Genomic DNA, 24,484 nt, shown 5'->3' with positions numbered 1-24,484 from the left:
TAGGCTCCGGGGCATCTGCGCCGATATCGGCGCCTGTGCCCGGGAGGTCCCATGCGCCGGTCCCTCACCCTGCTCGCCACCTGCGTCGCCGGAGTGCTGATCGTCGGCGCGGGTGTGCCGGGCGCCTCCAGTCCGGCGCCGTCCGCCGCCGGGCTCCCCCGTCCCGCGGCGGACGGCGTCATGGCCACGTCGACGGTCACGCTGGTCACCGGGCACCGGCTGCGGGTCGACACCATGGGCGACGGCCGGCACGCCGTCACCGCCCTGCCCGCACCCGACGCCGTCCGGGCGAACCTCAAGGTGGTCGAGCGCCCTGAGGGCCTCTACGCCATCCCGGCCGAGGCCGAGCCGTACCTCGCCGCCGGCTCGCTGGACCGCGAGCTGTTCAACGTCACCGGCCTGATCGCGCAGGGGTACGACGGCGACACGCTGCCGCTGATCGTGACGTACGCGGCCGGCGCCGCTTCCCGGTCCGCCCCGCCCGCTCCCGCGCACGCCGTCGTCACCGCCACCCTCGAGAGCGTCGGCGCCCTCGCCGTCGCGGCACCGGCCGACGGACTCGCGGCGTTCTGGCGCGACATCACCGCCGACCTCCCGAGCGCCGGTGACGCGGGCCGGGCGGCGGCCGCGCCGATCGAGAAGGTCTGGCTCGACGCCCGGGTCCGGCCCACGCTGTCCGAGAGCGTGCCGCAGATCGGCGCGCCGGCGGCGTGGGCGGCCGGGTACGACGGCACCGGCGTCACCGTCGCGGTCCTCGACACCGGCTACGACCCCGCGCACCCGGACCTCGCCGGCCGGGTGACGCAGGCCGCGGACTTCTCCGGCACCAGCGTCCAGGACGTCAACGGCCACGGCACGCACGTCGCGGCCACGGTCGCCGGCACGGGCGCGGCCTCGGACGGCGCCCGCCGCGGGGTCGCTCCCGGCGCGGACCTGCTGGTCGGCAAGGTCATCGGCGACGACGGCACCGGTCAGAACTCCTGGCTCATCGACGGCATGGAGTGGGCGGTCGCGCAGGGCGCCGACATCGTCAGCATGAGCCTGTCCAGCGAGGTCACCGACGGCACCGACCCGCTCAGCCAGGCGGTCAACGACCTGACGGCGGACAGCGGGACGCTGTTCGTGGCGGCCGCCGGCAACGAGGGGCCGGGCGCGACCAGCGTGCGGGCTCCGGGCGTGGCCGACGCGGCACTGAGCGTAGGCGCCGTCGACAAGTCCGACGTGCTGGCCGGGTTCTCCAGCCGCGGCCCGCGATTCCGCGACAACGCGATCAAGCCGGAGATCACCGCGCCGGGCGTGGCGATCGTCGCGGCCCGTGCGGCCGGCACCTCGCTCGGTGAGCCCGTCGACGCCCACTACACCAGCCTGAACGGCACCTCGATGGCGACGCCGCACGTCTCCGGCGCGGCCGCGCTCCTGCTGCAGCGCCACCCGGACTGGTCGGCGGACGAGCTGAAGCGGGCGCTCATGCAGTCGGCCCGGCAGCTCGACGACTACACCGTCCACGAGCAGGGCGCCGGCCGCCTCGACGCCGCCCGCGCCGTCACCCAGACCACGTTCGCCGACACCGCGGCGCTGAACCTCGGCACCTACGACTGGCCGCACGACGGCACGGACCCGCAGGTCACCCGAACGATCACCTACGCCAACGACGGCGACGCCCCGATCACGCTGGCCGTCGACGCCACCCTGACGGCGGGCGGCACCGGGGCGCCGGCGCCGGCCGGCATGCTCACGCTGAGCAGCCCGTCGGTGACGGTCCCGGCCGGCGGCTCGGCCACCGTCGACGTGACCCTCGACCCGAATCTCGGCGACCCCGCGGTCTACGGCGGCCGCATCACCGCCCGCTCGGCCGACGGCGGCACCGTCGTGCACACCGTCGTCGGCGTCGCCAAGGAGCCGCGCACCATCGAGGTGACCATCGAGGGCCTCGACCACTCCGGCGCGCCCGCGGCCGGCACCAGCTCGGCGGAGCTCTGGAACCTCGACACCGACTGGTGGGGCACCGGGTTCTTCGGCAGCAAGGGCGGCGGCAGCCAGCCGGTGGTGTTCCGCGTGGCGCCGGGCACGTACAGCCTGCTCGGCATCGTGTTCACGCCGGACGAGTCCGGCGAGCAGGCCCGCGAGGTGACCTTCCTCGGCCGGACCGAGCTCGAGCTGACCGAGGACACCCGCATCGTGCTCGACGGCCGCACGGCCACGCGGGTCGCCGTCGACACCCCGGAGCCGACGGAGCACCAGGGCCTGACGCTCGGCTGGTACCGCAGCTCCGAGCAGCACATGTTCAACCTCAAGTACATGCTCGACGAGTACATCGACGTCGCCTACGCCACCCCGACCGAACCGGTCGAGCGGGGAACGTTCGAGTTCAGCAGCCTGTGGGAGCTGTTCGCGCCGGAGCTGTCGCTGCGCGTCGGGTCCGACGATGTCGAGACCGAGTACGCCATCGGCTCGCCCAGGATCGACGGGCGGCACACGTACCCCGTCGCCGATGCCGGCACCGGGACCCCCGCCGAGCTGGCGGGCCGTTCCCTCTCCGGCACGGTGGCGCTGATCCGCCGCTCCGACGGGACCAGCGTGAGTGATCAGGTCGCCGCCGCGGCCGCGGCGGGTGCCTCGGCGGTCATCGTCCACCACGACCGGCCCGGCTGGCTGCTGGAGCGCGTCGGGACGGGGTCGCCGATCCCGTCGGTGACCATCTCGCAGGCCGACGGCGCCGCGATCCTCGACCGGCTCGCCGCCGGCGACACCGTCGCGGCGCGGTTCGACGGCGTCGCCGTCAGCCCGTATCTGTACGACCTCATGCAGGCCGAGGCCGGCCACATCCCGGCGTCCATGGAGTACCGGGTGCGCCCGCGCGACCTCGCCGAGCTCGACACCACGTACGTCGCGACCGGCCCGGAGCACCTGGGCAACGAGGCGCGGCACGCGTTCCGGCCCTACGACAACTACTCGATCCGCAGCCCGCGCGAGATGCCGCTGCCGTCGCACCGCGACGAGTGGGTCTCGCCCGGCGACACCCGCTGGCAGCAGTTCGTCTGGGCGGAGCGGCTGCTGGTGGGCGGCATGATCGAGGGCGAGCGGACCTATGCGGCCGGGGAGTCCGACCCGCGGTCCTGGTTCGGCCCGGTGGTGCGTCCCGGCGTGCCGCTCGACACCGACCACTACGGCCAGTTCGGCATGCCCGGCTTCCGCGAGGCCGACCAGTTCACCGTCCTCGTGCGCTCGTTCCTCGACGGCAGCGACCGCAACGGCGACGAGACCGCGTACGACACGACGGCGGCCCGGCTGTACCGCGACGGCACGCTGGTGGCGCAGCGCGACGCGGTGTACGGGACGTGGCCCGCTGCGTCGGGCGATGCGACCTACCGGCTGGAGCTGGACGTCGATCGCGACGCGCCGTGGTGGGAGCGCTCCACGTCGACCCGCACGGCCTGGACGTTCACGTCGTCGCGGCCCTCTGGCGGTGAGCGGGCCATGCTGCCGCTGCTGCAGGTCGACTACTCGGTGCCGTTCGACGCCGCCGGGACGGTGAGCTCTCGTGCCCGCACTCGGGTCGAGCTGACCGTCCACCGCCAGGCCGTCGCGCAGCCGGTGGACGGTGGCGGGCTGCGGCTCTGGACCTCCTACGACGACGGCGTCAGCTGGCAGCCCGCACGGGTCACCCGCCGCGGCGCGACGTACACCGCGATGCTCGACCCGGTGCGAGGCGCCGATGCCGTGAGCCTGCGGGTCGAGGCCTGGGACGGCGACGGCAACCGGCTGGAGCAGACGGTCGTGCGGGCCTACGGACTGCGCTGAGGCGCCGGTTGTCGCTGTCGGTTGTCGGTGCCCGCCCGTAGGGTGGGCCTCCCACCCGACCGGGCGGGGTCCAGGTCCAGCGCGAGCCGCGGCGAGTCCGCCACACCCCTGTCCGCCACCCTGTCCGCCGCCCGCGGCGGCGGGGATGGTTGGCGGTTCGGTGGTGCCATGGCCCCACCAGACCGCCAACCATTCCGTGAGCGACCACGCTCGGCGCCTACTCTGTCGCCGATTTTCGGCGGGCGCTGTCAGTGCCCGCCCGTAGGGTGGGCGCCCTCCCAAGCGGGCGGGGACCGGACCCGACGCGAGCGCGGCGAAACCGCCGCCCACGTCCGGCAGTGGCGCGGGCTAATCCGCGCCGCGGGGGCCGGCCGGGCCATAGCCGTCGAGCCAGCCGTGCTGGGCAGCGTGCCAGCCCAGCTGCATGCGGGTCGACACCTGGGCCCGTTCGAGCAGCGCGCTGATGCGGCGGTGGACGGTGCGGATGCTCAGGCCGAGCTGGCCGGCGATCGCCTTGTCGGTCAGGCCGGCCAGCAGCAGCGAGATCAGCTGGGCGTCGGCCGGCGGCAGTGGTGAGGGGCGGCCGTCCGGGCTGCGCACCGTCAGCGCCGACAGGTCGAACGCCCGCTCCCAGAGCGACTCGAACAGCGCGATCAGCGCCGCCAGCAGGCCGCTGCGGTGCACGACCATGAACGTCGGCTCTGTCTCGGGGTCGTCCGGGGTCAGCGGCACGAACGCCTCGGACCCGTCGATGAGCGCGAACTTCACCGGCAGCTCGTCGACCACCCGGGCCTGCTCGCCGGCGGCGACGTACCGCGCGATGGCCGCGCTGCCGCCGTCGGACTCCAGCACGGAGCGCTCGTAGACCGCGCGGGCGGTGACGCCCCGCGCGAGCAGGTCCAGCTCGGTGTCGTTGGCCTCGTGCGGGATCGCGAACGGCGGCTTGACCAGCACCAGCACCTCTCGCTCGGCCCGGCGCTGCAACTGCTGGAACCGCTGCGCGACCGCCGGCCGGCCGACGACCACCTCGACCAGCTCGGCGGCCTCGCGCGGGCGGCGGCTGGCGCGGTAGCGGCGCAGCAGCTCGTCGACCGCCCGCCTGGTCTCGTGCAGCTCGGCCTGACGCTGCAGGATCAGCGGCTCGATGGCGATGTCGGGTGGCGTGGCGAGGAACCGGGGCGTGCGGTCGGCCGTCCGGCTCATCAGCCCTTTGGCCTCGAGCGACAGCAGGACGGCGAGGGTCTCGTCGAGCGAGAGCCCGAGCCGGGTCGCGATGGCGGCCGCGGTGTCGGCGGGCGAGTCGACGAGGGCGCCGTACACCTGCTCCTCGACGGCGGTGACGCCCGCGGCTTCCAGCATCTCGCCAAGGTAGCCGCTCGGGTCAGGCCGGGAACAGCTCCGGCAGCAGGCGATGGGCGTCGGCCCGGGCCGGTGCGACGGCGGCGTCCGGCGCGGACGACGCGGGCCAGCGCAGCCGTGTGCCGATGTCGGCCCAGTCGCCGACGGTCGCGAGGAACTTGTCCAGCGCCGGGTTGGACAAGCCGGCGGCCTGCAGCGGGGCGATGTGGCGGCGGAAGAACTCGGCGATGCGCGCCTCGAGGTCGAGCGCGTCCTCCGGGTCGGTCGTCATGAGCCGGTACCAGGCGACGGCGCCGCGCGGCGACATCGCGGCCACGTTGGAGTAACTGCCGTGCGCGCCGCGGGCGATCCCCGTGGCCAGCAAGTGACCGGGCACGAAGATGGACAGGTCGCCGACCGACTCGGTCATCGCGGTGTACCAGTCCTCGTCGCCGCCGGCCATCTTCACCCCGATGAGCGACGGCGTGGCTCCGGCGGCGCGGGCGAGCAGCTCCGGCCTGACGTGCGTCTTGGCGTGCGGCGGGTTGTAGAGGATCAGTGGCACCGGCCCGGCGGCCTCGGCCGCACCCGCGAGGAACCGCACGACCTCGTCGTCGTTCAGCGGCACCCAGTCGGGCAGGATCACCTGGATCGCACCCGGCTCCAGCGCCGTGGCCCGGCGGATCCGGTCCATCATCACCGGCGTGGCCGGGTGCGACGCCCCGAGCTGGAACGGCAGCCCCGCTCGTTCACAGCGGGTGGCGAGCACGTCGTTGACCCGGTCGAACTCGTCCTCGGTGAGCGCGTGGAACTCTCCCGCCGTCCCGTGCGCGTACACGCCGTCGACGCCGCTGGCGACCAGCGTCTCGACCTGCGCGGCCAGCCGCTCCCAGCCGATGCTGCCGCCGTCGTCGATCGGCAGCAGCACCGTCCCCCACACGCCCCTGACATCGACCGCCCGCAGCGCCTTCATGGGCACGACCTTACGGTCGGCGCGCCGGCACGCCATGATGCCCCCATGCGCATCGTGGTCATCGGCGGAACCGGTCATGTCGGCACGTACCTGATCCCTCGGCTGGTGGCCGCGGGACACGAGGTGGTGGTCCTCAGCCGCGGCACCCGCCGTCCGTACACGGAGCACCCGGCCTGGGCGTCCGTTCAGCAGCTGGTGGTCGACCGGGAGGCCGAGGATGCCGCCGGCACGTTCCCCGGCCGGATCGCCGACCTCGAGCCGGAGGTCGTCGTCGACATGGTCTGCTTCACCGAGGAGTCCGCGCGCCGGCTGGTCGAAGGGCTGCGGGGCCGGGTGGCGCACCTGGTGCACTGCGGGTCCATCTGGATGCACGGGCCGAGCCTGTCGATCCCGCTGCACGAGGACAGCCGGACGGTGCCGTTCGGCGAGTACGGCGTGCAGAAGGCGGCCATCGCACGGCTGCTGCTCGACGAGACCGCGCGCGGCGGGCTGGTGACGACGTCGCTGCACCCGGGACACATCAGCGGGCCGGGCTGGCACCCGATCGGCCCGCTCGGCAACCTCGACCCGTCGGTGTGGACGACACTGGCCTCGGGCGCGCCGCTCGCCGTCCCGGGCATCGGCGCCGAGCTGATGCACCACGTTCATGCCGACGACGTGGCGCAGGGCTTCGAGCTGGCGATCTCGCAGCGCGACGCCGCGGCCGGGCAGGCGTTCCACGTCACGGCGGCCTCGGCGATGACGGTGCGCGGGTTCGCCGGGTACGCGGCCTCCTGGTTCGGGCGCGAGGCGGCGCTGGAGTTCGTGAACTGGGACGAGTTCCGGTCGCGCACCCCCGAGCCGTACGCGGAGCAGAGCTGGGACCACCTGTCGCGCAGCCAGTTCGCGTCGATCGACAAGGCGGCCCGGACGCTCGGCTACGCCCCGCGGTACGCCCCGGAGGAGGCGGTCCGCGAGGCGGTCGAGTGGCTCGCACGCAACGGCGAGCTCGACGTCGAGCTCAGTGCCTGATTCAGCGCCGGGTTCAGCGCCGGATGAGGTACAGGGCGAACAGCACCACCGACGCCGTCGAGCTGAGGACCCGGACGTTGTTCCAGGGGATCCAGCGGGTTCGGTAGCGCTCCCAGACCTCCGCCCCGGCCGCGCTCTCCGGGTCGACGGCGGCCAGCTCGTCGTTGAGCGGGACGTTTGCGGCCATGGTCACGACGAACATGCCGACGAAGTACACGATGGACGCGGCCAGCAGCAGGCCCGACGCCGGCCGGTCCAGCCGGAAGAGCGTGCTGACGGTCAGGCCGAGCGAGAGCAGCGAGCTCCCGCCGAACACCAGTCCGAAGACCGGGTTGAGGATCACGACGTTGGTCCTCTGGATCAGGGCGATCGCCTCAGTGACCGGGCGCTGCGCCAAGGCCGGCATCAGGGTGTTGGAGTAGAAGAACGTGATGCCCGCCAGGAGGGCACTGCCGGTGATCATGACGACGGTGGCGATGGTCTCGAGGCTGTCCGACATGGCCGGCTCCTTCGTTCGTCTCGGGCTGACGGGGGTGGTCAGGCGTCCCACACGCCGCGGGCGGCGGCGTCGCGGGCGTAGTCGGCGAAGTCCTTGGGCTCGCGGCCCAGGGCCCGCTGGACGCCGTCGCTCAGGTGCGCGTTGCGGCCCTTGTGCAGCTCGGCGAAGAGCGAGCCGATCAGCCAGGCGATGTCCGCCGGCACGTCCTCGGCCGCCATCGCCGCCTTGTAGTCGTCCAGCGAGACGGGGACGTAGGCGATCTCGCGGCCGGTGGCCTTGGAGATCTCGGCGACCGTCTCGGCGAACGTCATCAGCCGCGGCCCGGTCAGCTCGTACACCTCGCCGACGTGGCTGTCCTCCGCCAGCGCCGCCACGGCGACGTCGGCGATGTCGTCGGTGTCGAGGAACGGCTCCGGCATGTCGCCGGCCGGCAGCACGACCTCGCCGGCGAGGATCGGGTCGAGCAGGTAGCCCTCGTCGAAGTTCTGGTTGAACCAGGCACAGCGGACGATCGTCCACTCAAGCCCGGATGCCTGCACGAGCCGCTCGGCGGCCTGCGCGGCCTCCTCGCCGCGGCCGGACAGCAGGACCAGCCGCTCGACGCCGGCCGTGCGGGCCGCCTCGATCAGCGCGGCGATCGCGTCGAGGGCGCCCGGCACGATGATGTCGGGGTAGTACGAGATGTAGACCCGGCGGGCCCCGGCCAGCGCGGCCGGCCAGGTCGAGCGGTCGGCCCAGTCGAACGGGATCGCGGACGACCGCGACCCGATACGGACGTCGGCGCCGCTGGCCGTCAGTCGCTCGACGATCCGGCCGCCGGTCTTGCCCTTGCCGCCGATGACGAGGGTGGTGGCGTTCATGGTGTGCTCCCTGGTGTCGTTGGTGTTGACCTGACGTCCAGTGAAGCAGCACCGATCCGGCGGATCTATGACTGCTGAACCGTCGTTCATGCCCGATCGTCCAGGAGGTCTGGATGTCCGGGCATGACGGGCGGATACTCGTGCCATGACGACGATGCCGGACCACTGGGCGCCCACCGACCCGCTCGGCGAGGCGCTGCACCAGATGCGCATGAACGGCGCGTTCTACTGCCGTTCCGAGCTGAGCGCCCCGTGGGGCATGACGATGCCGGCCATGCCGGGGCACATCTGGTTCCACATCGTGACGTCGGGGCCGGCCTGGCTGCAGCCCGAGGACGGCCCGCCGCGGCCGTTGCACCCGGGCGAGCTGGCGCTCGTCCCGCACGGCCGCGGGCACCTGATCCTCGGCGCTCCCGGTGCCTCGGCACCGAACGTCATGGACCTCGAGCGCGAGTTCAGCAGCGACCGGTACGAACTCATCCGCCACGGCGGTGGCGGCGACCCGACGACGCTCATCTGCGGCGCCGTCCGGTTCGACCACCCGGCCGCGCGCAAACTCGTCGAGGCGCTGCCCGAGACCATCCACGTCGAGGTCGGCGGGTTGCCGCACCAGGAGTGGATGCACAGCACGCTGCGGCTCATGGCGGTCGAGGCGCAGCAGCTACGCCCCGGCGGTGAAGAAGTCATCACCCGGCTCGGCGACATCCTGGTCATCCAGGCCATCCGCGCCTGGATCGAGACCGACCCCGCCGCCCGCACCGGCTGGCTCGGCGCCCTGCACGACGAGCAGATCGGCCGCGCCATCTCGCTCATCCACAAGCAGCCCGACCGCGACTGGTCGGTGGCGAGCCTCGCGACCGAGCTCGCGATGTCCCGCTCCGCCTTCGCCGACCGCTTCACCAAGGTCGTCGGCGAGCCCGTCATGCAGTACCTGACGACGTGGCGCATGAACCTCGCCCTCGACGCCCTGAAGTCCGAGCAGGCGACGGCGGCACAGCTGGCCAGACGCCTCGGGTACCGCTCCGAGGCCGCCTTCGCCCGCGCCTTCAAACGCGTCGTCGGCCTCCCGCCCGGCGCCGTCAAACGCGGCGCGACCCCGGCCGTCCACAGCCCCGCGACGGCGAGTTGAGACGGCGCTCCTGATCGGCGAGACTCGACCTCGCCCGGCCACGGCACTGAGCGCACGGCGTCACTACAACGCTTGCGTTCTAGAACAGTAGAGGTATACGCTGTGGACCGATGGACGATCATTCAGCACCCCGACGTCGTGGCCTGGCGGAAGGGTCTGAACGAAGCCCAAGCCGCGCTGGTGGCTGACGCACTCGATCGCCTCTCCCAGGACGGGCCCGGCCTGGGACGACCGCTCGTCGACACCATCAGGGGCAGCCGGCATCACCACCTGAAGGAGCTGCGAGCCCGCACGATCCGGGTGCTGTTCGCGTTCGACCCGCAGCGGCGCGCCGTCCTCCTGGTCGGCGGCGACAAACGAGGCGAGTGGAGTCGCTGGTACGACACCGCCGTCGCGACGGCGGACGCACGCTACGACGAATGGCTCGACGCGATGACGAAGGAGGAGCGACCGTGACCTCGAACCCCGCGGACATCACCGCCCGGACCGCCGACGGCCGGCCCTGGGTCGTCTACGACCACGACGAGGCGAAGCGGTCCATCAGCCCGGCGGCCCTGGCCGAGGCCCGGGCGCAGCTCGACACCGACGTCGCCGCCTACCAGCTCGCCGAGATCCGCAAGGCCCAGGGCCGCACCCAGACCGAGGTCGCCGCGGACATGGGTGTCAGCCAGAAGCGGGTCAGCGCCATCGAGTCCGCCGACCTGGCGAAGACCGAGGTCGACACCATCGCCCGCTACGTCGAGGCACTCGGCGGCCGGGTGCGGGTCGTGGCCGACTTCCCCGAGGGCAGCATCACCATCCGCTGACGTTCGGGCGGTTCGTGCGGCCACGACGCCGCCGAACCGCCCGCCCGGTGGTCAGCTGACCAGTTGGTAGCCGAACTGGACCTCGAGGTCCTGGGCGCCGCTGGCGTTGAGCACCCGGACCTGCAGCCGCTTCGGTGCGCTGACACCGTCGACGGCGAAGGGGGAGGTCAGCGCTGTGGACTGCAGCGTCGTGGTGGTGGCGGACTGGGTGCCGGCCGTTGCGCCGCCGGCCTCGAGGCGGACGTTGCAGCTGCCGGCCCCGAGCACCCTGGTGACCCGCGTGACCCGGATCCGCTGGCCGTCCAGGTAGAGCAGGGTGCTGAAGTCGTACAGGCCGTCGGCGACGGGGCCGGCGACGCGGGCGGTGAGGCGGCCGTCGATCTGCTCGAGGCCCTTGTTGCCGACGATGCGGCTCTGCGCGTTCTGCGTCCCGGTCAGCAGGTACGGCCCGACGAGGTTGCCGACGAGGTCGTTGCCGCTGATCAGCACATCGCTGGCGGCGTTGATGAGGCCGTAGTCCTGCCGGTGCAGACCCTCGGGCAGCCGGCCGAGGAGGTTGCCGGCGACGATCACCTTCTCGGCCCCGGCCCGCAGGTTGATGCCGGTGGCGGTGCGGATGGCCCGCCCGCCGCCACTGTAGGCGCCCCCGAGCGCGGCCCCTTCCAGGTCGAACCGGGTGTCGTCGACGACGGTGACGGGCCAGGTGCCGTTGGCGCCGACCGCGCCGTTGACCTGCTCGACGCGGATGCGGTCGCCGGTCTCCCAGCCGTGCGCGGCGTCGACGGTGACGCGGACACCGCCGGCGCCGTTGTCGGCCAGTGCGGTGACGGCCCGGGAGAAGGCCTCGTGCGCCATGCGGGCGTTGTTGCCGATGACGTTGCCGGTGATGGTGATGTGGCTGGACGCGATGTCCATCCCGTGCCGCCCGGCGCCGCGGATGACGCAGCCGGTGAACGTGGCCATGCCGGTGAACGTGTCGTGGATGCGGACGTTGTCGTCGGCGCCGTCGGAGGAGATGTAGGTGTTGGTGAAGAGCGCCTGCGCGCCGTCCTCGAGCAGGACGGGGACGCCGTGGCCGTTCTCGAAGCCGCCGCCCTCGAAGTAGAGGAACTTCGGCAGCCCGGTGCCGGTCGTGTTGCGCATCCAGATGCCGTGGTGCCCGAAGAGCACGGCCGTGGCGATGAACTTGATCGAGCCGCCCTGCCCGTCGATGATCACGTTGTCGGTGCCGCGGTTCGCGGTGCCGGCCGCGATGGCGCACTCGACGAACTCGACGGGGTCGGCGCGCGACGTATCGGACTCGCCGTTGAGCAGGATCACCTGCTCGCCATGGAACTCGTTCCAGACGCAGTTGAGGAACCGGATGGTGTTGGCCGAGCGCAGCAGGACACCGTTGTAGCCGAGCCGGAACCGGACGTTCTGGACGGTGATCATGTAGTTGCCGTCGTTCTGCTCCATGCCGATGCGCTCGGTGCGGATCATGTACCCGCCGGTGAGGTCCTCGCCCTGGAACTGCAGGTCGCGGAAGCCGCCGCCGTGGCAGCCCGAGAGCACGAAGCCGTCGGCGTCGCCGGTGGCGATGACGAACTGCGTCGCGGTGTCGAGGCTGTCGGTGGGCCCGACGCCGCGGAACGTGATGGGCGAGCGCTCGATCCGGATCGTCGTCTCGATGCGCACCTTGCCCGGCCCGTGCTCGATGACGCCGCCCAGCGGCAGCGCGTCGACGGCCGCCTGGACCCGCTCCGAGTCGTCGACGTCGCCGGCGCCGCGCCAACCGAACCAGGCGAGGTCGATGGTCGTCGACGTCTCGCGGCGCCAGCGGCCGGTCGCGGTGCCCGTGACGGCGAAGACGGTGCCGCCGTCGTCAGAGTCGGTCGCGTCGGCGTCCCAGAACAGCGCGCCGCCGCCGACACCGGGCAGGTCGGCCCAGTAGCCGAGCAGGTAGACCTGCGCTCCGCCGGCCCCGCCGGGCACCGCGCGCAGGTCGTCGACACTGGCGATGGTCTCGATGCCGGCCAGCCGGCCGGGCAGCGCCGGGCGCAGCGGACCGGTCGGGGCGGCGGCGGCCGGCGGCGCCAGGGCGGCACCACCGGCGGCGGCCAGCCCGGCGACTCCGAGGGCGGACAGGCCGCGGCGGCTGATCGTGCGGTCACCTGTGCTCATGGCGATCACTCCTTCGTGAGGGCGTGCGGCGACGACCGGGGCGCGCGGGGGTACACGCCGGCCGAGGTACGTTGTCCAGCCGAGGACGGAGATGTACAGCGGGGTGTGACCAGATCCGAGCGGGGGAACGGACGGCGGCGGGGCGGCTCAGCCCTTGACGGCGCCGATGAGCATTCCCTTGGCGAAGTGGCGTTGCAGGAACGGGTAGACGAGCGCGATGGGGACCAGGCTGATGACGAGGATCGCCATCTGCAGCGACTGCGCCGGCGGCATGACGGTGCCGGCGATGTCGGCGGTGTCGACGCCGAGCGCGGCGTTGTCGACCACGTAGGTGCGCAGCACCAGCTGCAGCGGCCATTTCTCGGTGTCGTTGATGTAGAGGACCGCGTTGAAGAACGCGTTCCAGTAGGCGACGGCGTTGAACAGCCCGATGACTGCGATGACCGCCTTGGACAGCGGCAGCACGATGCGGGTGAGGATCTGCAGCTCGTTGGCGCCGTCGATGCGGGCGGCGTCGATCAGCTCGCCGGGGATCTCCTGGAAGAACGCCCGCATGATGATGACCTGGAACGCCCCCACCATGGTCGGCAGGATCAGCGACCAGTAGGAGTCGAGCAGCCCGAGCTGGCGCACCGTCAGGTAGGTCGGGATCATGCCGGGCGTGAAGAACAGCGTGAACAGGACCGTGAGCAGCACCGGCTTGTGCAGGAAGCTGCCCGGCCGGCTCAGCGAGTAGGCGAGCAGGGTGACGCAGGTGAGCGACAGCAGGGTGCCGACGACGGTGATGCCGACGGAGACCGTGAGCGCCCGGGTGACGACGCCTCCGGACAGGATCGCCCGGTAGGAGTCGAGGTTGGGGCGGTCGGGCCAGAGCACGTAGCCGCCGGACTCGGTGACCTGCTGCTGATCGGCGAGGCTGGTCGAGACGACGGCCAGGAACGGCAGGATCACCAGGGCGCACGCGATCAGCAGCACGATGCCCTTGAGCCCGCGGACCGGGAGCCCGGGCCGCGGCGCGCCGCCGACCATGCGCGTGCGCCCGGTGCCGCCGCGGGCGCGGCGCTCGTCGCGGATGACGGTGTCGGTCACTTGGAGTACACCCCTCTCTCGCCGAGCAGGTGCGCGACCTTGTTGGCGCCCAGCACCAGGACCACGCCGACCAGCCCCTTGACCAGGCCGACCGCCGCGGACACGCCCCAGTTGCCGCCGATGACGCCGTTGAAGTAGACGTAGGTGTCGAGCACCTCGGAGGCGTCGGCACCGACCTGTTGCTGCTGCAGGATGATCTGCTCGAAGCCGACGGTCAGGACGTCGCCGAGCTTGAGGATGAGCAGCAGCACGATGACACCGCGGATGCTCGGAAGCGTCACGTGCCACAGCTGGCGCAGCCGCGACGCGCCGTCGACCGCGCTGGCCTCGTACAGCTCGACGTCGACCCGCGAGAGCGCGGCCAGGAAGATGATCGTCCCCCAGCCGGCGTCCTTCCAGATGACCTGCGACGTGATGAGCGTGAGGAACATGTCGGGGTTGCCGAAGATCGACACCGTCGCCCAGTCGTGCGCGCGCAGGAAGTTGTTCAGCAGGCCGGCGTTGCCCAGCATGTGCTGGAAGATCGCGACGACGACCACCCACGACATGAAGTGCGGGAGGTACAGGATCGACTGCACCACCCGCTTCACCCGCTCGCTGAGCAGCGAGTTCAGCACCAGCGCGAGCGCGATGGGCACCGGGAACACGACCACGATCTGCACGAACGAGATGACCAGCGTGTTGGTGAGCGCGTTGACGAAGGCGGGGTCGCCGTTGATGATCACGTCGAAGTTGCGGAACCCGACCCACGGCGAGTCGTAGATGCCGATGTAGGGCTGGTAGTCCTTGAACGCGATGACGTTGCCCAGCAGCGGCACGTAGTTGAACAGCAGCACGACCAGCAGCCCCGGCAGGCCGAGCAGCAGCAGGAAGCGGTCGCGGCCGAACCGGGCCCACCGCGACGCCCGCGGGCGAGATGCGCTCGCGCGGGGCGGCCCGGCCCCACCGGCGGGTGCCGCCGGTGGGGTCTCTACCTCTGTGGCCATGCTGCTGCCTTCCTGCGCGACGTCACGAGCGGCCGGTTCGCCGAGTCCGGGGTCAGTGTGTCTCAGCGAACGCGGCCTCGAGCTCGGAGCGGATCTGGTCGCCGCCCTGCCGCCGCCAGTTGTCGACCGTGGTGTCCCAGTAGTCGATCGGCTGGCGGCCGGAGAGGATCTCGAGCTCGGCGTCGTCGAGGATCTTCGTCAGCTGACCGCCCTTGTTGATGGACGCGGGCGAGTACAGGCCCTCGGCCGGGTTGCGGACGATGTTCGGAACGACCTGCTCCTGGTAGGCGCGCTGCGCGTCGACGCGGGTGCGGTCGCGCGGGCCGAGCACGTGCGGGGAGTCGGCGACGTACTCGAGCGGCAGCTTGACCTCGGTGTTGCCCTGCTCGGTGCGGACCGGGGCGCCGTTCTCCATGGTGTAGTGGGTGCCCTCGATGCCGAACTTGCGGAACATGAATTCGCTGGTCCCGAGCGGCGCGGCCAGCCAGTTGCACAGCGCCAGCAGCTCCTTGATGCGCTCGGGCTCGGCCTTCTTGAACGCCGTGTAGCCGAAGCTCGTGGCGCCGGCGCGGACCACGCCGGAGTCGCCGCCGCCGAACGAGGGGGCGGGCATGGCGCCGACCTCGACCGGATAGGTGTCGGCCAGGATGTCCCAGGCCGCGTAGCCGTCGGACTGGAACGCCAGGGTCCCGTTGCCGAACAGCTCGCGCAGCTGCAGCTTGCCGCCGATGGCGTCGGGGTGGAACACCCCGGCTTGCACCAGCTCGGCCGTGCGGGCGATGGCCTCTTTGCGCTCCTCGGTCTCGTGCTCGGAGGTGAACGAGCCGCCCTCCTCGCGCCAGACGTTCGGCACGCCGAGCATGTTGCCGACGAACGTGATGACGCTCTTGCCGGCGCCGAACGCCCACCGGTTGCCGGCCGCGTCGGTGACACCCTCGGCGACCTCGCGGAACTCCTCGTAGCTGGCCGGCGCCGGGTTGAGGCTGCGCTCGGCGATGAGGTCGGCGCGGGTGAAGAAGATGGTGCCGACGACGGCGCGCGGGATCGGCAGCGCGTAGATGCCGCCGTTGTAGACCATGGCCGGCCAGGAGTCGACCGGGATGTTGGCCAGGAACGGGTACTCGTTCACGGCGTCGCCGGACAGGAACTCCGTCAGGTCGGCGCACAGCCGGGTCAGCACGTCGGCGCGGTTCGCCAGCGTCGTCGTGATGAGCATGATGTCGGGCAGGTCGCCGCCGGCGAACACCGTCGCCAGCTTGTTCGGGTACTCGGCCTGCGGCGTCATGGTGAGGTCGATCTCGGTGCCGACGCGGGCGTTGAGCTCTTGCCAGTACGCGTTGTCGCCCACCGCGGGCGGCAGCGGGTTGAGCATGTTGGTGAGGATCTGGACGGGCTCGGCGCCGGACAGCGGCGGCGAGCTGAACCCGTCGACCGGCGTCGGGTAGCCGTAGTAGCCGGCCATGACGCCCTCGGGCGTGGGCGGGAGGTCGGGGCTGACCTGGTCCCACGGTACGTAGGTGGGCAGCTGCACCGCGCGGTTGGCCGACGCGGCGTCGGACGGGCTGACACCGCCGCCGTCGCCACCGCACGCCGAGAGCAGGCCGGGAGCGGCCACCACGGCGGCCAGGCCACCGGTGTACTCGAGGAACCGCCGTCTGCTGAAACGCATGTCACTCATGGGCCTACTCCGATCATGCTTCGGGTGGGGGTCCGGGCCGGGTCGAGCAGGGCGAGGTCGACGGCGTCGGCCATGGCCCGGTAACCGGCCGGGGTGAGGTGCACGCCGCCGCCGGAGTCGTACTCGGCGCGCAGCCGCCTGGGGTCGTCCGGGTCGCGGACGGCGAGGTCGAAGTCGACACCACCGGCGGCGCGGACGGCGGCGTTGACCTCCTGACGGATGGCTTCCTTGGCTTCGGTCCAGCTGGCCGAGCCCAGCCACGGCGTGACGGTGCCGCAGAGGAACCGGATGCCGTGCAGGCCGAGGCGCTCGCCGATCTGGCGGTAGCCGGCGAGCAGGTCGCCGGCGCGGGCGGCCTTGCCGCTGGCGATGTCGTTGATGCCCTCGACCAGCACCACCGCGTGGACGCCGGGGTGCGAGAGCACGTCGCGGTCGAGCCGGGCCTGGCTGTTGGGCGAGGCTCCGTCCCACAGCACGCGGTTGCCGGAGATGCCGGCGTTGACCACGCCGGCGGCGCCCAGCGTGCCGCCCGCGGCGAGCAGCCGCCGGGCCAGGAAGTCGGGCCAGCGCTGGTTGGTGCCCGACACCGAGCCCACGCCGTCGGTGATGGAGTCGCCGAGGCAGACGACGGTGCCGCCGGCCGCACCGGTCTCGACCGTGAGCTCGTCGATCAGGTACCACTGCGAGGTCGGCGTGACGTACGAGGTGGCGGACTCGTCGGCGCCGTGGTCGCCGTCGGTGCTCAGGTAGGAGCGCTGCGCGGCGATGCTGTGCCCCGTGACGCCGGCCACCGGCGTCGCGAGGTGGACGCTGACGGCGAGGTCGGCCTGGTCCGGGAGCGTGAGGTCGACCGGGTCGCCCAGGACGACGGCGCCGGCGGCGATGGTGACGGTGGTCGCGCCGCCGAAGGTGACGGGCCGGTTGGTGCCGGCGACGACCGCGCCGTCGCCGGCGTGCAGGCCCAGGTGGACCGGGCCGACGGTGATCGGCTCGGCGCCCGCCACGTTGGACAGCCGGAGACGCGGGAGGGTGCCGCCGACGCTGGTGCGAACGACGAAGCGCCCGGTGCGCCCGCCGAAGGTGACGCCGTCGAGGCCGTAGGCCCCGGCGCCCCAGGTGCCGACCCGAACTCGCGCCGCGCCGCCGCTGGGGCGTGCCGCCGGTCCGGCGGCAGGTCCGACAGTGGCCGGTCCGACAGTGGCCGGTCCGACAGTGGCCGGTCCGACCGCTGCCGGGACGGCCGCCGTCGCCGAGGCCGTCGTGGCCAGCGGAGCCGCCATGGCACCTCCCGCCGCGAGCGCCGTCGTCGCGCCGAGGAAGCTGCGCCGTCTCATCGCCCACCCTCCCCACCGCGCACGAGCACGGACACGACCTGCCAAGGCCGCAGCTCGACGACCGCCGCGCCGGAGTCGTCGACCGGCAGCGGGCCGGCCTCGCGCTCGTCGGCGTGACACCGTACGACGGGGCCGGCGACCGGCAGCCGGACGGTCCCGCCGTCGCCCGCGAGATCCTGCAGCCGCAGCAGCAGCCCGGCACGGTCGCGGGGTTCGGCGACCGTGGCGTGCGCCCAGGGCGGCAGCCCCAGGTCGAGCAGTGACGCGGCGGCGGCCGGCAGCGGCCGCGCGCCGGTGTCGAACTTGTCGAGCCGGCTGACCTCGGAGACCACCGCGGGGGCCCGGACCTCGCGGCCGAACCGGCCCGCCGCCCCGGGATCGAACGCCGGCAGCGGAGTGAATGCGTACCGCAGCGTCAGCTCGCCATCCTGCTCGGGCGGGGTGTTGGTGGGCCAGTAGTTGTTCATGACCCAGGACAGGATGCTGCCGCTCGCCGGCTCGAACCGCTCGGGCCAGGCACCGCGGACGATGTCGCCGGCCGTGAACAGCGGGGCGTCGGCGCTGGTCCAGGCGACGGCCGGGCCGCCGGGGGCGGACTCGACGACGACGCCGTACTGGGTGGTGAACCACTCGTGGCAGGCGCCGGGGGCGTGGTCGGCGGCGGGGTCGATCCAGCCCTGCTGGCGGTCGTAGCGGAACCGCGGCGCGTCGGCGGCGAACGGGAACGCGACGTAGACCGACTCCTTGACCAGCTCGCGCTCCTTGGTCAGCCGGACCGTGACGTCGACGCGGTCGCTGTGGTCGCGCAGCAGCACGTCGGCCTCGATGACCGGCAGGCTCGGCGCGGACCCGACGGCGCGCAGCCGCCAGCCGTCGGGGGTGCGGCGCAGGCCGACCGGGCGCATGGCCGCGGCGGTGACCGTCAGCTCGGGCGGGTCGGCGACCGGGCGGCGGCCGGACAGCGTGCTGCGCGGTGCCGGCGGGTGCACGTGCGGCGTCCCCGAGTGCGCCGGGACCGCGACGGCGGCGTGCGGGTCGTCGCCGCGGGTCAGCGCATCGGGACCGTTCAGGACGTACAGGACCTGGCCGAGCCGCCAGGGCGCGGCGTCGTCGAGCAGCGATCGCCCGGTGGGCCGGTGGGTCAGCGCCGTCACCGTCCCGGTGACAGGGTCGAGCTCCACCTGCCACCGGGCCGTCTCGAGGTGGGGCGGGACCGGTGCCCAGCCGTCGCGCGTGTCGTCGGACCCGGGCTCCTCCGCAGGGCCGGACCCGCCCTCCTCGCCCGGAGCCAGCGTGCGCGCTGCGCCCAGCGGGACGGTGCGGTAGCCGAAGGGCGGCACGTCGGGCACGGTGAGCCGGTAACGGAGCAGGCCGTTGCAGTCGGCGAGCACCTCGCCGTCGAGCGTGCCGGCCGGCGCCTCGACCTCGATCTCGACGTCGCGGGCCCAGCCGAGCGGGTTGCAGGTGAGCAGCGTCGGGCCGGCCGTGGTGACCAGCTCGCCGAGCTGGCTGAGCGCCCGGCGGGTCTCGTCGACGGCCGTGCGGAACCCGGTGTGCACCTGGTGGCGCTTCCAGTCGAGCTGGTCGCCGACCTGCTCGCCGTGCGGGTGCGCGTTGGCGTGCGACCACGTCCAGGTGTGCTCGCTGCCGTAGAGCACGCCCTCCCAGGCGGCGTCGAGGGCGGCGCGGTTGGGCCGGTAGGTGTCGTCGGCCCGGGCCACCAGCGCGGCCAGCGCCTCGGCCATCGGCAGCGCGACCTGGGCCCGCCGGTGCTCGGCGATGACGACGGCGCCGGTGCCGACGCCGTCCTCCCAGTAGCTGCCGCCGTCGCCGCGCCAGACCGGCAGCCGGTCGGCCAGCGGACGGACGGAGTCGAGATAGCCGGCCATGGTCGACACCGCGACCCTCGGCCAGGCGTAGACGGCGTTCCAGCGGGTGGCGAACGCGGCGTCGCCGTCGGCGAGGTCCTCGTTGTCGGCGTGGGTGCCGATGACGGCGAGGTCGTGTGGCAGGTAGTCGTCGCGCTCGTACCGGTCGAGCAGCCGGACCAGCGCGTGCGCGCCACCGGCCACCGTCTGCGGGTCTCCGGCCATGAACCGCAGCTGCGAGTAGGTGTCGGAGAAGTGCGTGAGTACTCGCGAGCCGTCGACGCCCTCCCACTGGACCGGGCTGGCCAGATGCTGGAGGTCGCTGTCGGCGTTGCCGCCGCGGTGGTGGTTCTCGATGCCGACGAACGCGTCGATGCCCAGCGCCGTCAGCATGGACGGCACCGCCGCGCTGTACGACGGCACGTCGGTGAGGTTGGCATAGCCGACCGGGACGCCGTAGTCGTCGCGGAGCCGGGCCGCCAGGTAGGCCGCGCGGTAGACCTCTTCCAGGCTCGCGACGCCGGACAGGAACAGGCTGTGGAACGCGTTGACCGACAGCCGCCCCGAGCGCAGCGCGTCGAGCACCCGCTGCGAGCGCTTCTCGGACCGCGTGGCGAGGTACTGCCCGACCACCAGCGAGCCGTCGACCGAGAACGCGAACGCGTCGTCGCCGTCGAGCGCGTCGAGGGCGCGGTCGAGGTTGCGGCTGTGCAGTTCGAGCACCTTGCCCTGCACGTCGGTGTAGCCGACGTCGAGGTGTACGTGCGGGACGAGGTGCACCGTCCACTTCCGCTGCGGCGTGAGGGTGAACGTCGCGGGCGGGGAGTCGTCGACGGCGACCGTGGCGGTGAGGGGCGCGGTGAGCTCGGCGATCGGGAACCGGACCCGGACCTGCCCGAAGTCGCGGTCGTGGCGAGCCAGCTCGAGCGTGTGCACGTCGGCGCCGAGGGACACCGTCGCCAGCGCCGGCCACGGCGAACCCGCCGGCACGCCGACCGTCAGCTCGGCCAGCTGGCCGCCGGCCAGCGGGTACAGCGGCGTCGCCCGCAGCCGGACGGCCACCGTCGCATCGTCCGGAGCAGGCGGCTCCAGCGTCAGGCTCCGCCAGGTGAGACCGCTGCCGAAGTGGTGCCCGAACTGCTCGCGGTGCCGCCCGCCGCGCGCGTCGGCCGGGATGTCGACCGGTCCGGTGGCGGCCACGGCGTCGAGGGTCGTGGTGAGCGCGAGCACGTGCTCACCCACGCCGAGCCATGCCGCGGGCAGCGCGACCTCGACCACGCACGCACCCGCGATGGGCCCGTGCCGGTACACCTCGGCACGGTCCTCGCGGACCACCGCCGGGTGCACCAGGCCGCGGTGCACGCCGTCGAGCTCGATGAGGAGGTCGGGGCAGGGCCCGTGGCCGGCGTCGAACTCGAGCCGCAGCACCCGGTCGGCCGCCCCGTCGAGCGAGAACCGCAGCTCGGCCCGGTGGTCCTGCCAGCCGGCCGCGGCGTCGAGCGGTCCGGGCTGGAACGCCGGCAGCTCCACGCCGGGGGTGGCGAGCGTCAGCGCCCCGGCCGTCATGGCGCGGCCTCGAGCTCGGGGAGCTCCAGCACCGTGCCGTGCTCGGCCAGCGCCGCGGCGAGCGCGGAGTACTGGTAGTCCTGCACGGGCCGTCCGGAGCGCAGCGACTGCGCGGCCAGCTCGCCGGCGGCCTCGCCGAGCATGCCGTAGGTGGGCTCCATGCGCGGGGACAGGATGCCGACGTGGCTGGCCGAGAAGCAGACCGGCACGGCGAGGTTCTGGATGCTCCCCCGCGCCGGGAACAGCACCTCGGCCGGCAGCTGGTAGAGGTCGACCGGGGCGTTGACGAAGCTGCCGGTCGTGCTGCCCTCGCCGACGATGGTGTCGTCGCCGTCGGGGTAGTACTGCACGACGTGGCAGTCGAGGCCGTACTTCCAGCAGCACACCGCGGTGGACTTGGTGTGGTGGGGCGCCTGGGTGTCGTGCTCGGTGAAGACGTGCGCGCCGACCATGCGGCGTGCCTCGCGCACGTAGAGGGCGTGCGGGAAGCCGGCGCCGTAGGGGCTGTCGGTGAACTCGTCGGGCGGTAGTCCGAACGTCTGGGCGTCGGCGCGGAAGGCCTCGGGCAGGGACGGGTCGTGGGCGAGGAAGTACAGCATGCCCTGGTGCCAGCGGACCTGTTCGGCGATGACCTCGTCGCGCCGCTTCCAGCTGCCGTCGGGGTAGTCCCAGTTGACGCCGGGCAGGTCGAAGCCGATGAACAGCGCCTGGTTGGTCTGGAACTTGCCGTGCGGGAGCGCGGCGGTGTGCGTGACGATGGACGACAGCCCCGGGATGCCGCGGTGGGCCAGCAGGCTGCCCAGGTGGCGGTAGAGGCCGGCGTCGTAGCCGTCGGGCTTGGGGAACGGCAGGCGGTCGGCCTGCCGGGTCAGCACACCGCGGAAGTTGTAGGCCTGCACCTTGGCATCGCCCTCGCCGGGCGCGGTGTCGGGGACCGGGCCGACCGGGAAGCCGGTGTTCGGCCGGAACGACTGGATGCGGTGTGCGCGGGCCGGTTGGAACCCGGCGTACGCCTCGCCGTACTGCGATGCCGGCTCGCGGCCGACGGCGTACGGCACGCCCGCCGCGGCCATGAGGTCGCCCTCGTACGACGCGTCGATGAAGAAGGACGCGCGATGCCAGCTGCCGTCGGTGTGGACGGCGACGATGCGCCCGCCCCGGACCTCGACGTCGGCGGCGTCGTGGATGCGCGCGTTCAGCAGGACCGTCGCGCCGGCCTCGTCGAGCAGCCGCCGGGCGACCCGCTCGGCCACCTTGGGCTCGAACAGGTACTGGGCCTTGGGGTCGTCGAGGCCTTCGGCCGCGTACTCGGCGCCGATGCCGGCGAAGAACCGGTCCTGCGTCAGCCCGGCCAGCGCCGCCGCCACGTTGGGGGTGTCGGACTTCACCAGCCCGCCGGCGACGATGCCGCCCACGTGCCCCGTCGGCTCGAGCACCAGGCTGCGGTAGCCGCGCAGGTGCAGCCGCAGCACCGCCATGATGCCGGCGAGGGTGGCGCCGTAGACGACGGCGTCGTAGCCGGCACCGCCGTCGGCGCCCACAGCGGCGCCGGCCGCCGTGGCGTGGGGAGCGTACGAGGACTCAGACACCGGACACCCGCTTCTCCGGCAGTGCCAGCACCGGGGTCGCGCTCCTCACCGTCTGCGACGGGCGCGTGCGCCGGATGTCGTCGGGCCAGCGGACCGGCGCGCCCACGGTGCCGGTGAGCAGGCGCTGCAGGTCTTCGACGCGGGCCGGTGTGTCGGCGACGGCGTGCGGCTCGGTGCCGTCGGCCCGGCAGAGCGCCGCCAGCGCGCCGACGGCCTCGCCGATGCTCCACTCGACCGGGTGCAGGCGGTAGCAGCCGTTGGTGATGTGGGTGGTGCCGATGTTCTTGCCGGCCGGCAGCAGGTTGCGCACGCGCACCGGCAGCAGCGCGCCGAGCGGGATCTGGAACGGGTAGGTCTCGAGGTTGACGTAGTTGACGCCGGCCGCGCTGGGGTGCAGGTCGATGTTGTAGTGCCCGACCCCGACGGAGTCGGCGAACTGCTCGGCGCCCTCGCCGTCGGGCCGGTCGACCACGGCGACGTGCTGCTCGAGGATGGTGAAGCGGGCCTGGATGCGGCGTGCCTCGCGGATGTAGGCGTACTTGGCGAGGCCGTCGTCGGTGCCGGTGAGGTCGGGCCGGAGCGTGAGGCCCGGGTAGCCGGTGCCGCCGTCGGGACGGGGCGCGTCGGTCTGCATCCAGTGCAGGTACGACAGCGACAGCTCCTTGCAGCGCTGCAGTGCCTTCCGGCGGGCGGTTTCGTCGACGCCGGGGCCCAGCAGCGGGGCCTCCCAGTAGTCGATGTTCGGCCAGTTCACCAGCGAGATGTCGGTGTCGATGACGTCGCGGCGGAACTGCGTGCGGGCGCGGATGCGGCGGAAGTGCCAGAGGTCGGGCAGCCGGACGGCGTCGAGGTCGCCCTCGAAGATGCGGTTGGTCTTGCCGGACATCGTGTGGATGTCGATCTTCTCCCAGGACAGCTGCGGCCCCGGCCAGAACGGGTCGACGTGCGTGGCCCAGTGGTCGTACGACGCCGGCTTCGCGACCGTGTGGTCCTCGCCCGGGCGGTACTCGAGCGGGAAGCACCAGGTGATGGCCTGCTGGTCGGTGGGATCGGGCTGGGGGGCGGCGTACGGCTCGCCGGTCTGCGCGTGCGACTCGGCGCCCACGACGTGCTCGACGCCGGCCAGCTCGAGGAGATCGCCCAGCTCGGTGGCGTCGACGACCAGCGGCGCGCTGGCCGTCAGGGTGTCGCCGCTGCCGGTGTGCCGCAGGGTGACGGCGGTGACCACGTCGCCGTCGACCTCGGCCGCCACCGGCACGTACCGGTAGTGGATGCTGATGCGACCGGCCGAGACCCAGCCGGCCAGCAGCTCGTCGATGACGGCGACCGCCACGCGCGGCTCGGCGCAGAGCTTGCTGACGTTGCCCAGGCCCGGGTTGAGGGTGGGGTCGGCCGCGGCCTCGGGGGTGAGCGGGTAGGTGCGGCGGTAGTAGTCGCGGATGCGGGTGCGGAGCTCGCCGTAGCCAGAGGAGACGTGCGGGGTCTCGATCCACGGGTGCTCGTCGGACGGCACCGCCTGTGCGGTGAGCTGCCCGCCGAGCCAGTCGGTCTCTTCGGTCAGCACCACGCGCAGGCCCAGCTTCGCCGCCGTCAGAGCGGCCGCCACGCCGCCGAGGCCGCCGCCCACGACCAGCAGATCGGTTCTCAGTTCCGTCACAGCTGACCCTCACTCCGCGTGCCGGCCAGGAGGCCGATGGTTGCTAATATTTGTTGATGTGGCGCCTGCCGCAATGTTTCGGTCACGCTACATCCACGTCCCCGGCCGGTGTCAAGGCGTGAGTGCCAGGCAATCTC

General features: G+C 72.9%; 17 protein-coding genes. 5 read left to right on the top strand and 12 right to left on the bottom strand.

The features are described 5' to 3' along the window. The first annotated feature begins 51 nt into the window (after window positions 1-51). Entirely contained in the window at window positions 52-3,801 is a 3,750-nt protein-coding gene (locus tag HD601_RS12195) for a S8 family peptidase (RefSeq protein WP_184822211.1), read from the top strand. A gap of 348 nt (window positions 3,802-4,149) precedes the next feature. On the opposite strand, the gene HD601_RS12190 is transcribed toward HD601_RS12195, so the two are convergent. Continuing rightward, window positions 4,150-5,160 (bottom strand): helix-turn-helix transcriptional regulator, encoded by a 1,011-nt coding sequence (locus HD601_RS12190; protein ID WP_184822209.1) that lies wholly within the window; start codon window positions 5,158-5,160, stop codon window positions 4,150-4,152. A gap of 22 nt (window positions 5,161-5,182) precedes the next feature. Continuing rightward, the gene (locus HD601_RS12185) at window positions 5,183-6,112 is read right to left on the bottom strand and encodes a dihydrodipicolinate synthase family protein (RefSeq protein WP_184822207.1); all 930 of its coding nucleotides are present in this window, start codon (window positions 6,110-6,112) and stop codon (window positions 5,183-5,185) included. A gap of 45 nt (window positions 6,113-6,157) precedes the next feature. On the opposite strand from HD601_RS12185, the gene HD601_RS12180 reads away from it, so the two are divergent. Then, on the top strand, window positions 6,158-7,123 hold the full coding sequence (locus HD601_RS12180; RefSeq protein WP_184822205.1) for an NAD-dependent epimerase/dehydratase family protein: 966 nt from the start codon (window positions 6,158-6,160) through the stop codon (window positions 7,121-7,123). 13 nt (window positions 7,124-7,136) lie between these two features. Here HD601_RS12180 and HD601_RS12175 read toward each other — a convergent pair whose 3' ends face one another. Both HD601_RS12175 and HD601_RS12170 read right to left on the bottom strand, forming a co-directional pair. Then, on the bottom strand, window positions 7,137-7,622 hold the full coding sequence (locus tag HD601_RS12175; protein WP_184822203.1) for an anthrone oxygenase family protein: 486 nt from the start codon (window positions 7,620-7,622) through the stop codon (window positions 7,137-7,139). Between the two features lie 38 nt (window positions 7,623-7,660). Beyond that, window positions 7,661-8,482, bottom strand: coding sequence for an NAD(P)H-binding protein (locus HD601_RS12170; protein WP_184822201.1), 822 nt, complete (start codon window positions 8,480-8,482; stop codon window positions 7,661-7,663). A 154-nt stretch (window positions 8,483-8,636) separates the two neighbouring features. Between HD601_RS12170 and HD601_RS12165 the strand changes: the two genes are divergently transcribed. The 3 genes from HD601_RS12165 (at window position 8,637) to HD601_RS12155 (ending at window position 10,417) form a co-directional block, all read left to right on the top strand. Beyond that, on the top strand, window positions 8,637-9,611 hold the full coding sequence (locus HD601_RS12165; RefSeq protein WP_184829749.1) for an AraC family transcriptional regulator: 975 nt from the start codon (window positions 8,637-8,639) through the stop codon (window positions 9,609-9,611). A gap of 102 nt (window positions 9,612-9,713) precedes the next feature. Then, window positions 9,714-10,067 (top strand): type II toxin-antitoxin system RelE/ParE family toxin, encoded by a 354-nt coding sequence (locus HD601_RS12160; RefSeq protein WP_221440875.1) that lies wholly within the window; start codon window positions 9,714-9,716, stop codon window positions 10,065-10,067. Next, complete coding sequence (locus HD601_RS12155; protein ID WP_221440873.1) at window positions 10,064-10,417, top strand: helix-turn-helix domain-containing protein; 354 nt, start codon at window positions 10,064-10,066, stop codon at window positions 10,415-10,417. Before HD601_RS12160 ends, HD601_RS12155 begins: the two co-directional genes overlap by 4 nt. Before the next feature lie 51 nt (window positions 10,418-10,468). On the opposite strand, the gene HD601_RS12150 is transcribed toward HD601_RS12155, so the two are convergent. The 8 genes from HD601_RS12150 to HD601_RS12115 form a co-directional block, all read right to left on the bottom strand. Beyond that, complete coding sequence (locus tag HD601_RS12150; RefSeq protein WP_184822199.1) at window positions 10,469-12,580, bottom strand: right-handed parallel beta-helix repeat-containing protein; 2,112 nt, start codon at window positions 12,578-12,580, stop codon at window positions 10,469-10,471. A gap of 147 nt (window positions 12,581-12,727) precedes the next feature. Beyond that, complete coding sequence (locus tag HD601_RS34745) at window positions 12,728-13,609, bottom strand: carbohydrate ABC transporter permease (RefSeq protein ID WP_184829743.1); 882 nt, start codon at window positions 13,607-13,609, stop codon at window positions 12,728-12,730. 56 nt (window positions 13,610-13,665) lie between these two features. Next, complete coding sequence (locus HD601_RS12140; RefSeq protein ID WP_184822197.1) at window positions 13,666-14,655, bottom strand: ABC transporter permease; 990 nt, start codon at window positions 14,653-14,655, stop codon at window positions 13,666-13,668. A gap of 52 nt (window positions 14,656-14,707) precedes the next feature. Continuing rightward, window positions 14,708-16,333 carry an extracellular solute-binding protein gene (locus tag HD601_RS12135; RefSeq protein WP_184822195.1) on the bottom strand — a complete coding sequence of 542 codons (1,626 nt, stop codon included), beginning with the start codon at window positions 16,331-16,333 and terminating at the stop codon, window positions 14,708-14,710. After that, window positions 16,330-17,667 carry a GDSL-type esterase/lipase family protein gene (locus HD601_RS12130; protein ID WP_221440869.1) on the bottom strand — a complete coding sequence of 446 codons (1,338 nt, stop codon included), beginning with the start codon at window positions 17,665-17,667 and terminating at the stop codon, window positions 16,330-16,332. The genes HD601_RS12135 and HD601_RS12130 overlap by 4 nt, the downstream gene beginning before the upstream one ends. Next, on the bottom strand, window positions 17,664-21,101 hold the full coding sequence (locus HD601_RS12125; protein ID WP_184822193.1) for a glycoside hydrolase family 38 N-terminal domain-containing protein: 3,438 nt from the start codon (window positions 21,099-21,101) through the stop codon (window positions 17,664-17,666). Before HD601_RS12125 ends, HD601_RS12130 begins: the two co-directional genes overlap by 4 nt. Next, on the bottom strand, window positions 21,098-22,690 hold the full coding sequence (locus tag HD601_RS12120; protein WP_184822191.1) for an FAD-dependent oxidoreductase: 1,593 nt from the start codon (window positions 22,688-22,690) through the stop codon (window positions 21,098-21,100). Before HD601_RS12120 ends, HD601_RS12125 begins: the two co-directional genes overlap by 4 nt. After that, complete coding sequence (locus HD601_RS12115; RefSeq protein ID WP_184822189.1) at window positions 22,683-24,347, bottom strand: FAD-dependent oxidoreductase; 1,665 nt, start codon at window positions 24,345-24,347, stop codon at window positions 22,683-22,685. The genes HD601_RS12120 and HD601_RS12115 overlap by 8 nt, the downstream gene beginning before the upstream one ends. Window positions 24,348-24,484 lie beyond the last annotated feature (137 nt).

The sequence above is a fragment of the Jiangella mangrovi genome (assembly GCF_014204975.1).
GTDB classification, from domain to species: Bacteria; Actinomycetota; Actinomycetes; order Jiangellales; family Jiangellaceae; genus Jiangella; species Jiangella mangrovi.
The sequence above is the reverse complement of the archived record's forward strand: the minus strand, read 5'-3'. Positions and strand labels throughout refer to the sequence as shown.